The 14,451-nt window shown below is 62.7% G+C and carries 13 protein-coding genes; 7 read left to right on the top strand and 6 right to left on the bottom strand.

The window, feature by feature from the left end:
- Positions 1–17 precede the first annotated feature (17 nt).
- The 4 genes from Q7J44_RS20215 to Q7J44_RS20200 all read right to left on the bottom strand — a co-directional run bounded on the left by Q7J44_RS20215 (position 18) and on the right by Q7J44_RS20200 (position 5,341).
- Positions 18–1,262 (bottom strand): hypothetical protein, encoded by a 1,245-nt coding sequence (locus tag Q7J44_RS20215; RefSeq protein ID WP_304882920.1) that lies wholly within the window; start codon positions 1,260–1,262, stop codon positions 18–20.
- Positions 1,263–1,274: 12 nt separating this feature from the next.
- Entirely contained in the window at positions 1,275–1,880 is a 606-nt protein-coding gene (locus Q7J44_RS20210; protein ID WP_304882919.1) for a polysaccharide biosynthesis/export family protein, read from the bottom strand.
- 210 nt (positions 1,881–2,090) lie between these two features.
- On the bottom strand, positions 2,091–4,523 hold the full coding sequence (locus tag Q7J44_RS20205; protein ID WP_304882918.1) for a tetratricopeptide repeat protein: 2,433 nt from the start codon (positions 4,521–4,523) through the stop codon (positions 2,091–2,093).
- A gap of 125 nt (positions 4,524–4,648) precedes the next feature.
- Positions 4,649–5,341, bottom strand: a complete 693-nt coding sequence (locus tag Q7J44_RS20200) for a sugar transferase (RefSeq protein WP_304882917.1) — start codon at positions 5,339–5,341, stop codon at positions 4,649–4,651.
- A gap of 552 nt (positions 5,342–5,893) precedes the next feature.
- Between Q7J44_RS20200 and Q7J44_RS20195 the strand changes: the two genes are divergently transcribed.
- From Q7J44_RS20195 to Q7J44_RS20165, 7 genes are all read left to right on the top strand, one after another.
- A complete protein-coding gene (locus Q7J44_RS20195; protein ID WP_370693046.1) occupies positions 5,894–6,769 on the top strand; it encodes an ExeA family protein in 876 nt (291 codons plus the stop codon).
- A gap of 3 nt (positions 6,770–6,772) precedes the next feature.
- The gene (locus Q7J44_RS20190) at positions 6,773–8,338 is read left to right on the top strand and encodes a Wzz/FepE/Etk N-terminal domain-containing protein (protein ID WP_304882915.1); all 1,566 of its coding nucleotides are present in this window, start codon (positions 6,773–6,775) and stop codon (positions 8,336–8,338) included.
- A gap of 32 nt (positions 8,339–8,370) precedes the next feature.
- Positions 8,371–9,219, top strand: a complete 849-nt coding sequence (locus Q7J44_RS20185) for a CpsD/CapB family tyrosine-protein kinase (protein WP_304882914.1) — start codon at positions 8,371–8,373, stop codon at positions 9,217–9,219.
- A 171-nt stretch (positions 9,220–9,390) separates the two neighbouring features.
- On the top strand, positions 9,391–9,654 hold the full coding sequence (locus Q7J44_RS20180; protein WP_304882913.1) for a hypothetical protein: 264 nt from the start codon (positions 9,391–9,393) through the stop codon (positions 9,652–9,654).
- Positions 9,654–10,607, top strand: coding sequence for a hypothetical protein (locus Q7J44_RS20175; protein WP_304882912.1), 954 nt, complete (start codon positions 9,654–9,656; stop codon positions 10,605–10,607). Before Q7J44_RS20180 ends, Q7J44_RS20175 begins: the two co-directional genes overlap by 1 nt.
- Positions 10,608–11,516: 909 nt before the next feature.
- Entirely contained in the window at positions 11,517–11,756 is a 240-nt protein-coding gene (locus Q7J44_RS20170) for a hypothetical protein (protein ID WP_304882911.1), read from the top strand.
- 120 nt (positions 11,757–11,876) lie between these two features.
- Positions 11,877–12,419, top strand: coding sequence for a DapH/DapD/GlmU-related protein (locus Q7J44_RS20165; protein WP_304882910.1), 543 nt, complete (start codon positions 11,877–11,879; stop codon positions 12,417–12,419).
- Position 12,420: 1 nt separating this feature from the next.
- Here Q7J44_RS20165 and Q7J44_RS20160 read toward each other — a convergent pair whose 3' ends face one another.
- On the bottom strand, positions 12,421–13,278 hold the full coding sequence (locus Q7J44_RS20160) for a glycosyltransferase family 2 protein (RefSeq protein ID WP_304882909.1): 858 nt from the start codon (positions 13,276–13,278) through the stop codon (positions 12,421–12,423).
- Entirely contained in the window at positions 13,271–14,446 is a 1,176-nt protein-coding gene (locus Q7J44_RS20155; protein WP_304882908.1) for a polysaccharide pyruvyl transferase family protein, read from the bottom strand. The genes Q7J44_RS20160 and Q7J44_RS20155 overlap by 8 nt, the downstream gene beginning before the upstream one ends.
- Between the last annotated feature and the right edge of the window lie 5 nt (positions 14,447–14,451).

Raw genomic sequence — 14,451 nt, 5'->3', positions numbered from 1 at the left:
CACGCGCGGCGGGAAGCTTAGGGATAAAACACGAAATCCCGGCTGAGCGACAGGAACACACCGTTGGATCTTGCCCGTCCGGCAGCGCTGTCATCCTTGATCCTGTGGGTGACCCCCAGATTGAGTCCCCAGTCCTGTGCCAGTTCCTGGCGCAGGCTGGCGCTCAGGTTGGTGGTGCGGCTGGACAGGCCGGTCTGGGTTTCGCTGCTGTCCTGCAGACCTGCCGACAGGTTCAGGCCAAGGGTGGGCGTCAGTTCCTGCGCATAAGACAGGGTCAGACGCGAGACGCGGGTTTCTTCATCCCGGTCATTGCCGGTGACAGAGCGGGCCAGACCCAGCCGGAAGGTCGCGTGCGCCAGATCCTGTTGCCAGTCCAGCGTGCCGATCCCTTGGGTCTTTCCGGTGACCGGACGGCTGAGGCCGAGGCTGGCCGAAAGTTGCCCGGCCGGCAGATCAAGGCTGCGGCCAAAGCTGAGCGACTCGCGCGTGCCATCCTCAGTGCGGCCAATGGTCATGCTGGCGCTATAGGCCCCGTCGGGCCGGCTGTGGGTCAGGCCGATCGTCAGGGTTTCGGTGTCCTCGCGCGGCGCGCCCGCCTCTTCCAGCCGGGTGGCGGACAGGGTGGTGGTCGCGCTGGTGACCTCGGTCAGATCAAAGCGCAAGGCCAGCCGTGCCGTGGTACGGTGGTTGTCGATCAGGCTGGGATCGGTTGTGTCAACGTAATCGGTTTCGGTGCGCCCCAAAGAGAAACGGCCCCCGAACGGCGCATCACGACCGAATTCGACCGAAGCCGTGGCCCCGGTCTGACGGCGGGTGCCGGACCCTGTGACCGCTGTCACGACAGGCGCATCCAGATCGTCACCGCCAAAGATGAAATCCAGCGTATCAACATCCGCCTCGCGCAAAAACGCCTCCAGCTCCAGGGCGGTCGCGGCGCTTTCCAGACGATAGGCCAGCGTGGCAGAGGGCGTGGTGAGGCCTTTTTCTGACCCATTGCCCGCAACCACCGTTCCGCCAAGATCGAAAGCCAGACGCTGGATGCGGGTTTCAGCCACAAGGCCAAAGCGCAGCTGGGTGCGGCTGGTGGCCTCAGTGCCGGAAGACGGGATATCAAGGTCGGGGTTGTCGCGCCAGTGAAGGCCCTGATCGATCCCGAAGGTCAGACGCAGACCGCCCGGCTCCTGCGCCTGCGCCATGCCGGGCAGGACAAGCCCTGCCACCAGACAGGCGGCACCAAGGGTTGCAGGCAGGAACCGGTCCATATCCATCTGTCCTTATTCGAACAGTTTTCGTTGCGGGATGACGAGGACATCGCCTTCCGCCAGAACGGTGTCGCCCGCCGTGCTGGTTCCGGCCTCGATCGCCTTGTAATTCAGGGTCCAGCTTTGTGCGCCGCGGCGCAGCTGAATGCGTTTGGTTGCCGCAAACTTGCTGAATCCGCCCATCTGGGCAAAAGCCTGCAGAACTGTGGTGCCGGGCGTCAGGTCAAGCTTGCCGGGCCGGGTGGCCTCGCCCATCACGAAGACCGAAATCACCGCCTCTTTTGCCGACTGGCCGGACGGGACGATGTCCCTCTGGCGCTCCAGTGCCACAAACACGGTGGGCGGGGCGGCAAAGTTCGGGGCGAGTTTTGAGGCAAGCTCACCCTGCACCGCTTCGAGGGTGCGGCCTGCTGCCGGAATACCGCCCGCCAGCGGCAGGGCGATGCGCCCGTCGGGTGCCACAAGGACCGCACGGTTGAGGCTTGGATCTTCCAGCACCTCGACGCGCAACGTATCGCCACTGCGCAGGCGGTAGCCGTCCTGGGCCATGGCTCCGGTGGCAAAACTGGCAAGCAGGGCAAGGACCCCGGCACACAAAGTGAAGATCTGTCGTGACATGGTCATTTCTCCTACGGGGGCCTGCCCTTGCGGTGCTGCCGGTCCGTGATGTGGCAAGGCTGTTGTTTTTATCTGTAGACGGAAACTCAAAATCCCGAAAGTGAGAATGGCATGGAACCTTCGCGTGACGGATCTCATCTGCGCAACGTGGCAGGAGTACAACTTATCCACAGATCTTAACCATAGGGAGGTGCAGGGTCTGCCGGCTTTTTACGGGGCTGCGGTCAGCGCGCCCAGTTTCTCTTCGGCCTGCCTGAGTTGCGGCAGATCACGCCCCGCCCCCAGCTCCAGAGCCCGGCGCAATTGTGCGATGGCCTCGTCCTTGCGGCCCAGATCAGCATAGGCCATGCCAAGGTGAAACTGTGCCAGCGGATCGTCGGGCAAGCCTTTTGCCGCGGGTTCCAGATATTTCAGGGCCACGTCCGGATTGCCGCGCCGGTATTCGATCCAGCCATAGGTATCCTGAAAGGCGGGCACCGGGCTGTCGCGCAGGCGCCGCGCGATCGCATAGGCCCGCTCCAGACTTTCGGGATCGTCCCGGTAGCTGGTGATCATGCTGGCAAGGTTGTTGGCGGCTACAATGTTCGAGCTGTTGCGCTCATAAAGTTTCTCGTAGATCGCAATCGTCTCGTCGAACCTGCCGTCCCGTTCCAGCAGGCCCGCCCGGGTCCAGAGCAGGCTTTCATTGTCGGGCTGCGCCTCCAGACCGGCGTCCAGCACCGCGCGGGCATCGGCATCGCGGCTCTCGCTGACCAGCAGCCCATACAGCATGCGGACCGGCAGATCGGCTGTCGGATCATCAGAGATCAGGGCACGATACGCGGCCTCGGCTTCGGTGGTCTTGCCCAGAAGGGCATCGACATTTGCGCTCAGCACGCGAAGGGTCGGATCATTTGGCGCCTTCTTCAGCGCCTCGTCCAGAAAGCTGCGGGCCTCATTGGTTCTGCCTGCGCGGATCTGGATCATCACCACGGTGACCGAAGGCCGGACATCATCGCTGCTGGCCGCCGCCTGGGCTTCCAGCAAGGCCAGGCCTTCATCCATCCTGTCCTGCCCGAACAACGTGGCCGCCTGAATCCGTTCGGCGGCTGCGAGGGTTTCGGGGGTGCCGAGCTGGCGCAAGGTGTCGGCCACTTCACGCGCCTGCGGCCATTTCGCATTTTCCAGCAGCACCTCGGCCAGGGCCTGCAAGACCCCGACATGGGCCGGAGACGCCCGGCGCGCATCCGTCAGGACAGTCTCTGCCACCTGTGGCCGGCCTTGCTGCAGCAGAAAACTGGCGTAACGCAGCGATTCGTCCGGTGCGGCCCGGGAGACCTCAAACGCTTTGGCCAATTGTTCGGCGGCAAGATCACGGTTGCCATCCCGCTCATAGGCGGCGGCCATCAGGGTCATGATCTGCGGGTCGCGCGGGGCCTGACCCTGGGCGGTCCGCAAATCCTGTATCGCCAGACCTGCGCGGTCGGCGGCGATATGCCAGGCGGCCCGGAGTTTCAGGGCATCGACGTTGCTGGCGTCTTCGGTCAGGATCTTTTCAACCAGAACCTCGGCTTTGTCGCGTGCGCCGGTGCGATCCAGCATCTGGGCCTGCATGGTCATAAGTTTGCGGGTCTGATCCGAAGGCGCGGCTGTTTCCAGAATGGCGCCAAGTTGCGCAATGGCCTGATCGTTCTGCCCGTCCTCAAAAGTCATGGTGGCCAGAAAGGCCCCATAAAGATCAGCGTTCGCAGTCCCGGCATTGGCCGCGATCAGCTGTTCCAGCTCGGCCTGCGCCGCCTCCCGGCCTTTGGTTGTGCTGAGCAGGTAAACCACCTCCAGATGGCCCTTGGGGTCAGCTGTCAGATCGCCCGCCTGATCCCGCAGAAAGGCCTCGGCACCGGCGGTATCGCCCTGCACCATGAGCCAGCGGATCATGGAGGCTTTCAGCTCTTCGTTTTCCGGAAACAGCGCAACCATGGTTTTCAGCTGTTGCCCAAATCCCGCGACATCCTCGGCCTGCCCGAGAAGGCTCAGCCGCATGCTGTGAAACTCGAAACTCTCCGGCTCAATCTCCAGAGCCGCGTCGATTTGCGCAAGGGCGGTCTGCGGCTCGGGGCCACGCATCCTGTTGTCGATCAGGATGCGCCGCAGGACCAGATTTTGCGGCAGCCCTGCCTGCAAGGCTTCGGCCTTGCGGGCGATGTCGGCTTCCGCCCCAACATCCCGGGCGAGGACGGCAGCGCGGTAGTCGAGGGCCAGACCAATCGCCTGCACGTCGGGTGCATCCGGGGCCAGTTGCAGGGCGGCACGCCCATGACGTTCCGTCTCGTCAAAATTGCCCTGCGCCAGAGCCATTTCGGCCAGTGTCTGACGGACCTCGACCGTGTCGGGGTATTGCTCGATCAGTCGCAGATACTGGCCATAAGCCTCGCGCAGATCGCCCCGTTTCACCAGGATATCGGCATAGGTTTTGCGGGCGTCCTTGTGGAAGCCGTCATATTTGAACACATTGCGGAATTCGACCAGCGCGCGCTCTTCATCGCCAGCGGCCAGAAGGGTCAGGCCAGACTGGAAATAGCCCTCGGCCTTCTCTTCAGAACTCTGACATCCGGAGAGGACCAGAAACGTGCTCAGAAGCAGAGCGGAAGCGCGCAACATGGGCATATGAGGGTCCGTCTTTCCTGGAAAGGGCCCGTCTGGGCCTGATGCTCATGCACATAGCATAAGTCAGCATTGACAAAATATGCGATTCCAAAATTTCTTTTGGCCGCCCGCACAGTGCGGTGAAATCAGTGCCCGGTTGCCCGCAGCACGACGCGCACAGTGGCCAGAATGAGCCGTATGTCGGCCCCGAAGGACAGGTCGCGATTATACTCCGCGTCAAAGCGGGCGCGGTCCGCAAAGGTGGAGTCGTTGCGCGCCGAAACCTGCCAAAGCCCGGTGATGCCGGGACGCAGGGCGTAATAGTCCTTGCCGGGGTAAAGATCCTGCTGGTTGACCATCATGGGGCGTGGCCCCACAAGGCTCATGTCGCCTTTGAAGACGTTCCAGAGCTGTGGCAGCTCGTCCAGCGAGGATTTCCGGATAAACCGGCCGAACGCCGTGATCCGCGGATCGGATTTCAACTTCTGCGTGCTGTCCCATTCTGTCCGCGCGACCGGATTCTGGCGCAGATGCGCCTCAAGTCGGCTGTCCGCATCGACAACCATCGAGCGCAGCTTCCACATTGTATAAATGCGGCCGCCGCGACCAACGCGTTTCTGGACATAAAACGGCCGTCCGCCATCCAGGGCGACAAGCAAGGCCAGCAGGCCGATCACAATCAGAATGACCGGCGCCGCCATCAGCACCAGCGTCACATCAACGATGCGCTTGCCGATCCCGCGGTAGAGCCGCCGCCGGCGGGGGATTGTTTCCTGGCTTGGCAGCACAGGGTGGGCGTCGTCAGCAGATCCGAAAATATTATGATAATGCGCGGTCATGATAAATGCCTCAAATGTCGCCGCAACGCAGCACAAGCGACTGTAAACTCACAAGGTCCTGCGCCGCGGACATACATACTTTCAGGCGCTGACCGCTGAAATCGATCCTTCGAATCTCATTCAACAGCTTCTCATTCTTTACACACTTTTAACCTCGACAACAATCCTTTCGTCATCTTCATGGCATCATATAAGATCCGTTTGGCTTTGAAATAGAATAATAAAAGCTGACACCGGGTATTGTTTCCACATCCTGTGCAATCATACCCCTATCGGTGCAAGTCTTGATCAAGGCGCCCGAAAATGAGGCCGCCGGTGCATTGCGGCACGGGGTCTCGGGAAATCCCGCCCTGGTTGCGGCGGCTTCATCTTGTCGGTGAGGGTGTTTGTGTATACTGCACTGCAGCAGAGCACAGCCTCGCGTCATGGCCTGACTTCCTGTATAGCGGCGCTGAGTTTTTTTCCGATCGCCACACGCTGGCCTCTATTTTCGTCAAGGATCTGCAGGGCATTGAGTGATACAGTAGTGGCCGGGCGGGTATGGGCAGCAGTTTGAACATCTATACAGAGTTTTTCGGGCTGAAAGAGCGCCCCTTCTCGCTCGTCCCGGACCCGGACTTTTTGTATTGGTCCAAGCCGCATGCCCGTGCGTTTTCCATGCTGGAATACGGCATCCTGACCCGTGCGCCGATCACGCTGATCACCGGAGAGGTCGGGGCCGGCAAGACCACGCTTCTGCACCACCTTCTGAAAACGGTTTCCGAAGATGTGCGCATCGGTCTGGTGTCGAATGCCCATGGCGACCGGGGGGAGCTGTTGCGCTGGGTCCTGCTGGCACTGGACCAGCCGGCCTTGCCGGGGGAAACCTATGTTGATCTGTTCGGACGTTTCCAGCAGTATCTGATCGACGAATATGCGGCCGGCAAGCGGGTGATCCTGATTTTCGACGAGGCCCAGAACCTGAGCCGGGAAAGTCTGGAAGAGCTGCGGATGTTCACCAATATCAACGCCAACAAGGACGAGCTGTTGCAACTGGTCCTGGTCGGCCAGCCCGAATTGCGCGACATCGTGCGCCGCGCCGATCTGCGCCAGTTCGCACAGCGCGTCTCGGCCGCGTTTCACCTGCCGGCGATGGACGCGCAGACGGTGCGTGCCTATATCCGGCATCGTCTGGAGGTTGCCGGCGGCGCGCCCGACATCTTCAGCCTGCCCGCCGCCGATCTGGTGCATGATGCGTCTGGCGGCGTGCCCCGGCTGGTCAATCAACTTTGTGATTTTGCAATGGTCTATGCGTATACGAAAAATACCCTGAAGGTTACGCGCCTGACGGTACAGCAGGTTCTGGATGACGGCGTGTTCTTTGCGGGCAGTCTGGAAGAACAAGGCCCGGCGTTTGTAAGCGTCACCAGCCAACAGAAGGGCACCTGAAGAATGGATTTGCGTTTCTACGCCACGCTTTTTCTGCGGCGGCTTCATTGGTTCATACTGATCGTCATCCTCTGTTCGGCGCTTGGCATCACCCTGGCGCGGATGCTGCCCACGGTTTATTCCGCCGAAGCGCGGCTGGTGGTGGAATCCGAACAGATTCCCGATGAGCTGGCAGCCTCGACCGTGCGCACCCAGGCCACAGAGCAGCTGCAGATCATCCAGCAGCGCATCCTGACCCGCGACATTCTGATCGAGATGGCCAACCGGCTGGGGATCTATGCCGCGCGGACCGCGGATGGCAGACGGCCGCTCAGCGCGGAAGAGATTGTCGAAGATCTGCGGCAGCGTATTTCCATCCGGACGGTCGGAAGCTCTCCGGCACAGCGGCGCAGCGATGTGCAGGCGACCATTGTGACGGTTGGCTTCACCGCGCCATCATCGGATCTGGCAGCCGCGGTGACCAATGAGATCGTGACCCTGATCCTGCGCGAAGACGTGGCGATGCGGACCGGGGTGGCCCGGCAGACACTGGATTTCTTTGTGCAGGAGGTGGCACGGCTGGACCGGGAACTGGCGCAGAAGGCCGCCGTGATCCTTGAGTTCACCGAGCGCAACATGACCGCTTTGCCCGACAGCCTTGATTTCCGCCGCACCCAGCAGGCGGCCGCACAGGAGCGGTTGTTGCAGATCGAACGCACGGATGCAGAACTGCGTGACCGCCGGGCACGGATGGTGCGGCTGCACGAGGCTGCCGCCGGTGCAAATGAGACTGTCCCTGCCAGTCAGCGCACCCCTGAACAGGCCCAGCTGCAGACCCTGCGCAATGAATTGTCCGGGGCTTTGGCCGTGCTGTCCCCCGAGAACCCCAGGGTCAGGCTTCTGACGTCCCAGATCGCGGCACTGGAACGCGTGGTGGAAGGGCAGGTCACCGGCGCGGCTGTCGGAGAGGATGGCCAACGGCTGTCCGCCTTTGAGGTCCAGCTTGCCGATCTGGATGGTCAGCTGGGCTTTCTGGACCAGCAAAGGGCACAGATCCAGGCCGAGATTGATGCCGTGACGGCGTCCATCGCGGCGACCCCCAGCAATGCCGTGTCGCTGGAAACCCTCGAGCGCGATTATGCGGCCACGCGCCAGCAATACAACGCGGCCGTCCAGAACAAGGCAAAGGCGGAAACCGGCGACATGATCGAGGCCTTGTCCAAAGGCCAGCGGATCTCCGTGATCGAACAGGCGATTGCACCGCGCGAACCCACAAGCCCGAACCGCCCGCTGATTGCCGCCGGTGGTGTGGGGGGCGGGTTGTTCCTTGGGCTGGCGCTGGTGGCCTTGCTGGAGGCCTTCAAGGCCGGCATCCGCCGCCCGGTGGATCTGAGCAACGGTCTTGGCATCACGCCCTTTGCCACTTTGCCCTATCTGCGCACAAAGGGTGAAGTGTTGCGGCGCACTCTAACGATCTGGGGCGGGGTCGTGCTGGTGCTGCTGGTGATTGCTGCAGGGCTTTGGGTGATTCATGTGCGTTACATGCCGCTTGACCTGCTGCTGGAGCAGACACTGCAACGCTTTTACTGACGCGGCAGGCGGGACATAAGGGAAGACAGACGATGGAAAAGATACAGGAAGCCCTGGCCAAAGCCCGCGTTGCGCGCGCAGATGCCCGCGCAGATGCGCCCGCCGTGCCCGCAAGATCCGAGGCGCAAGCGGTGCTGGAGGCTTTGCAGTCAGGCCCGGAGATGGCCGCTGACGCAGCCTGGCTTGCCTTGTCGCCCCTGTCGCCCGATGCGGATGTGCTGAAAAAGGCCCGGATCATGACCCTGACGGGCGGACAGGACGCCGCCCCGTTTGACGTGATGCGGACCAAGGTGTTGCAGACCATGCGCGCCAACAAGTGGTGCAGGCTAGCCATCACCTCGCCCACCCCTGGCTGCGGCAAAAGCACGATCACCCTGAACCTCGGCTTCAGCCTGTCCCGGCAGCCCGACCTCCGCACCATCGTGACAGAACTCGATCTGCGCCGCCCCTCTCTGGCCCGGACGCTGGGTCAGAAACCCGTCAAGAGCTTTGCCGAGGTGCTGCAGGGGCAGGCTGATTTTGCCGAGGCCGCGCTGTGTTTCAATCACAATCTGGCCTTTGCCCTGACCGATGCTGCGGTGCGCAATCCGGCAGAACTGCTGCACGGCTCTGGCGTACAGGCCATTCTGGCCGACATCGAGGCCCGCTATGCGCCTGACCTGATGATCTTTGACATGCCGCCCATGCTGGTCAGCGACGATGCCATGGCCTTTGCCGGGCAAGTTGACTGTGTGCTGCTGGTCGCCGAGGCCGAGACCACAACGGTCAAGGAAATCGACACCTGCGAGCGCGAGCTTGCCACCCAGACCAATGTGATGGGCGTCGTGCTGAACAAGTGCCGGTTCATGGGCAAGGAATACGGCTACAGCTACTACGGCTGAGTGTCGGGCGGATCGTCCGGCACCGGACAGGATGCGAAGTGCATGGTTAACCATGTGTAAAGCATTAACGGTGTGTAAAGCGGTTGTGCGCTGGCCGACAGCTTCTTTAGTCCTGTTGTGCGAGTTCTGCTCCTGACCGGCCCAGGCGGCCACAATCAGGAAGCAAAAGATATGTCAGATGTTTTCAAGACCCATCAGGCCGGACTGGATTCCCCGGCAGAAGGCGCGACCCCCATCTCTGCAAGCGACACGCAGCCCCTGACCCTTGCAACGCGCGCAATTTATGTCGGTGGCCCCGGCACTCTGCGGGTCACCATGGTCAGCGGGGATACGGTCACACTGACAGGTGTGCTGGGTGGCATGATCTATCCGCTGCGCGTCAGCCATGTGCTGGCCACCGGAACCACCGCCAGCGGCCTGGTAGGGTTGCGCTGATGCCGGGGCTGTCGCTGGGGCTGGTCCCCGTCATTTTGCCGGAGCACGGCAGCCAGGCCCCCGCCAATACCCCCTTCCAGACGGTCAATGCGGACGGATGGACGGTCGCCGCATCCGATCCTGCGGCGGCGGTGGCGCAAGCGGTCACCGTGCAGCGTCAGGGGTTCGATGCGGCAGGGTCGGCGGTGACGGTCACGAATGGGCTGACCTGCACCAAGCGGCTGCGGCTGCCTTTCCCGGATCAGGCCAGTCTGACGGCGGGCGGGGCGGTGCTGTCTGATTACGTCTATGCCGGTGACATGATCGCCGGGGTCACGAACGCCAGCGAACGGCCCTATCCCGCACCCATCGCGCATTGGCTGCGGCCTGACCGGGAAATCATCGCGGATTCGACCTATACCGCGCGGCTGGTTGTGGCCCATGCCCATGCCCGCAACGGCCGGCCGGTGGCGGCTGTAAAGTTCATCATAACCGATGGTGCTACGACCGTAGAACAGACGGTCTCCGTGCTGACGCCGATCACCTATTCCGCCTCGGGCTTCACTGTCCCGCATTTTGCCGCCGGGCTGGACCTGTCGGGTTTTGCCAATGGGGCCACCCTGACGGTCGATGCGGTGATCTATCCTTGGGTCGGGGCTGCCTTTACCATCAGCACCGATGCCGACGCCTACCCCAGCCCGAACCTGACCACGCTGCGCGCCTTGTGCAACCGCACCGGGGCGTTCGGCACCGCTTATGCCTATGTCGATGCCGCCGGGGCCGGGGCCACCCCGACCGTGTCCACCAACCCGGCCACGGCGGCAGCGAACCCTTACGCTACACTGGACGCAGCGGCAACGGCGCTGCGGGCGTTCAACAACGCCAATTTCGGGCGCAACTTCACTGATGGCGGCGTGATCCGGCTGCTGGAAGGCACCCATATTTTCAGCGCCCGATCCGCACACCGGGCGTGACCACCGAATGGCCGCTGACCATTGAGGCGGCAAACCCTGCGGCGGTGGCCACCACGATCCTGCGCGACCGGGGAACCACCATGGCAAGCAGCCTGCCGAACCAATGCGTGATCAGGAATCTGACCCTCCAGCGCAGCGGCACGGGGTCTTTCGTTGCCTATGACAACGCTGCCGGAAACCTGAATTACGCCCCCGTGATGATCTTTGACGGATGCGTTTCGACGCCAACGGGGCGGGCCTCTACACTGGCTATATTCAGCGCATGGGCAACGGCTATTTCATCAACTGCGGCCAGCTCTCCTCATTCAGTCAGGCCGGGCGTCTTGCCACGAACAACAAGACCGTTAAGGCCATCGGCTGCAACGGGGATTTCGCCAATGTGTCCACAAGCCATGCCGTCATAGGGTCGCGGTGTGCCCGTGGCGGCGGGGCGCTTTTCGGTCAACCTGCGGCAACCACGGGAACGCCAGCGGGCGCGGGGTGTCTGGCTGCGTTCAGCCATTTCACCCAACTTACCAACGGGAGCCAGACGATAGGCAACGGCGACGTCATAGGCCCGCGCGGGTTTGGGGTGGTGGGATGCGTTGTTGAGGCGGCGGCAGGGGCTACCTCCCCTGCGTTCTATGTGAACGCGGACAACAATGTGAACGCAGTGCAGAACCTGGTTGTGCTGGCAAACACCACTGTCGGATCGCGCCTGAATTATCTGTATCAGGATACCGGAACGGTGACGGTTGCGAAGTCGGGCTACCTTGCCTTCAACGTCATGCGGTCGCGCAACACCAAGTCCGATGTGTTCGGGGCGAATGCGAACCTGACCGGCAACTGGCCTGCCGTCCACAATGTCGGGTCGCGCTACAATGCCTGGCTGCAAGGGTCTGATCAGAGCGACAATTATGGTGTCGGGTCATGGATGGCGAAGTGCAGCCACCGGGAGAATCCTACGGCACCGAAGCCACACCGCTGGTCGCGGACTGGGCGCTGGACGCCTCTTTCGACGGTACTGGCGCAGGGGCGGGCGACTACACACCGGGGGCCGCAACGGCCCTGCCAACGGTGGCCACAGCCTTTGCCCCCCACAGCCACGACATGCTGGGCCGGGCGCTTGGCGAGGGCTGGCATGTGGGGGCTTTGCAGCGGGCAGGCTGAGGGTCACGATGACGGCCTGCGTCGCACAAACCGGCTGCTGCAGCGCAAAAAATCCAGCAAAGGGCCAGGATACTGATGTACAAGGCCATCAGGTAAGCAAGGCAAGAGGCAGGAGATCGCATGGCCGTCAAAAAGCAAACGGTTCCGAAACGTATCGGGCGGCTGATCCGGTCCTTCCTGCATCCGCAGGTGCTGCTGCATCCGTTCCGGATGCTGCACTATTACGGCTATTCGCATGTGCTGGAACGGCAAAAGATGGTGCTGGGCCGTGATGTGCGGCTGGCCCCCAACACCTCGTTCCGCAATGGCGAACGGATAGAGCTCGGGGATCAGGTGCAGCTTGGCGAATATACAGCGCTTTGGGCAGGCCGCAGCACGTCGTGGATCCGGATCGGGGCCCGCACGACCTTTGGCCCGAACTGCTATGTGACCGCCGCCGATTACGGGCTGGCCGCCGGGACCCGGATCACCGATCAGGAGATGCGCGAGCGTGATGTCATCATCGGCCCTGACTGCTGGATCGGCACCAAGACCATCATCACCGCAGGCGTGACCCTGGGGGAAGGCTGTGTCATCGGCGCAGGGTCTGTCGTGACACGCGATATCCCCGCCGGCGCGATCGCCGCCGGGGTGCCGGCCCGGGTGCTGCGGATGCGCGGCTAGTCTATCGCCCGCGCAGCGCCTGCCCCAGCATCCAATACATCCGCAAGACCCGCAGCCGGAAAAGGGTCACCGCCGCGCGCAGACGTTCGCCCGGGCCGGACAGGGCCGGACTGGTCAGAACGCGGGGCAGATGGACCAGACTGCTGAAAGGCATGGCCAGAGCCCTGAAGCCCCATTTCGCCCGTGCGACAGCCCCCCGCCCGTTCACCCCGAAACTTTCCTCGGTCAGTCGCCGCCATTTGCGGACAAGGGCCGGCCAGTCCCCGCGGGACGGATGCGACACCCGCAGCTCCGGGGCATAGACCAGCCGGTAGCCAAGGGCCGTCGCCCGGCGGCACCAGTCCAAATCCTCGGACAGACCGTGGATGAAGGGGCCGGTCGCCTCGAACACATCGCGCCGCGTCAGCAGATTGGCGGTGACCGAAAACCCCTTGGTCTCGACATAAGCCCGGTTGTCGAAGGCAAACACCGCCTCAAAGGCCTGCGCGCCGGTGCGCGGGGGCGGGGTTTCATCAAAGACATCAATCCGGCCCCCGGTCACATCAGCCGTGGCGGCGAGGGTCATCGCCGTGGCAAACCAATCCGGGGCCGGAATACAGTCACAATCCAGAAAAAACAGGGTCTCTGCCGTGGTTTCCACCACCCCGCGATTGCGGGCATTGGCGGCCCCTTTGCGGGCTTCGGTGACGATGCGCAGGTCTGGCCAAAGCGCACGGATCTGGTCCAGGCTGTCGGTCGAGCCATTGTCGATCACAACCACCTCCGCCCCGGACGCCACCTGAGGCATAAGGGAGTGCAGGCATTTGATCAGGCGCTTTGTGTCGTTGTAATGTGGAATGATAACGGCAGGATCAGGCACCAGCACGCTCCAGCAGATGTTCGAGACCCTGCTCATATGCCAGAAGTTTGTCCCGACCCAAGGCAAGGGCAACTGATGCCTCAGCGGCCAGATCTGCGCGCGTCTCATAGGCGGCCATGATTTTTTCTTCGATCACTGCCGCGCTCTCGGATGTGCAATCCACGGTGCGGCCATAACCCAGCGTGCCGAACAGGCCTTCGAATTTGCGGCTGTAGGCCATCGGCACCACCGGCACGCCTGAAGAGAACGCCGCGATACAGGCATGCATCCGCGCGCCCATGAAGAAATCAAGCCCTGCGATATAGGACTTGGCCTCGGACGGGCTGTCAAACGCCGGGGCGAGGATGGTGCCGGGGAATTCGGCCGCCAGGGCTTCACTGGCGCGGTAGTCGTCCTCCTTGACCATGGCACCCGACCGCACAATGACATGCGGCACCAGATGCACCTCTGCCCCGGCGGTCTGAAACCGGCGGATCAGATTGCGGATCAGGGCCGGGTAATCCAGTCCGATGCCCAGTTCGTTCTTGCCGGTATAGCCTCCGGCCATCAGAAGCCCGGAGACATTGATGCCAACACGTGGCGGGCCGTCTGCCCGGGGCGGCGGGGCGGTATAGGGCAGCCGCAGCGCCACATCCGATGCCTCAATCGCTGCGGCCCGATAGCCAAGTTCCCGCAGGGCGGCCGTTGATTTTGCATCCCGCGTCACGACCAGCGCCGACAGCCGCAAGGACAGCAGGGCGAGCGTTTTTGACCACCCTTTGGTGAACGGCCCGATGGTCTGCGGGGCCACCACCAGCGGCGTCCGCGCCAGATGGGTCAGGAATTTCATCACGAACATGCGGATCAGGCGTCCGCGGCCGTAAATATCGGCAAAGCTGTCCCCTGCGCCGATATCGATCACCAGATCAGACCGGCGCACGGTGGCAAAGAACCCGCGCGGATTTTTCAGGAACCGCCCGTCCAGATCAAGGATGCGGATATCAGGGCCGCTGACATAGGGGGTGCGGGCATCTTTCCAGTCCAGCACGGTGATGTCGATGTCACGCCCCAGACTGCGGCCGATGCCGCGCAGGATCTCGATCTGCGACACCGTCAGGGCCCCGACCCCAAGATTGTCGGACCGGGTGGAGTGCATGATCAGGCAGACACGGATCGGGCGAGGCGTCATTATGA

This window comes from Pseudotabrizicola sp., assembly GCF_030656345.1.
Taxonomy (GTDB): domain Bacteria; phylum Pseudomonadota; class Alphaproteobacteria; order Rhodobacterales; family Rhodobacteraceae; genus Pseudotabrizicola.
This window is presented reverse-complemented; position numbering and strand designations above follow the sequence as displayed.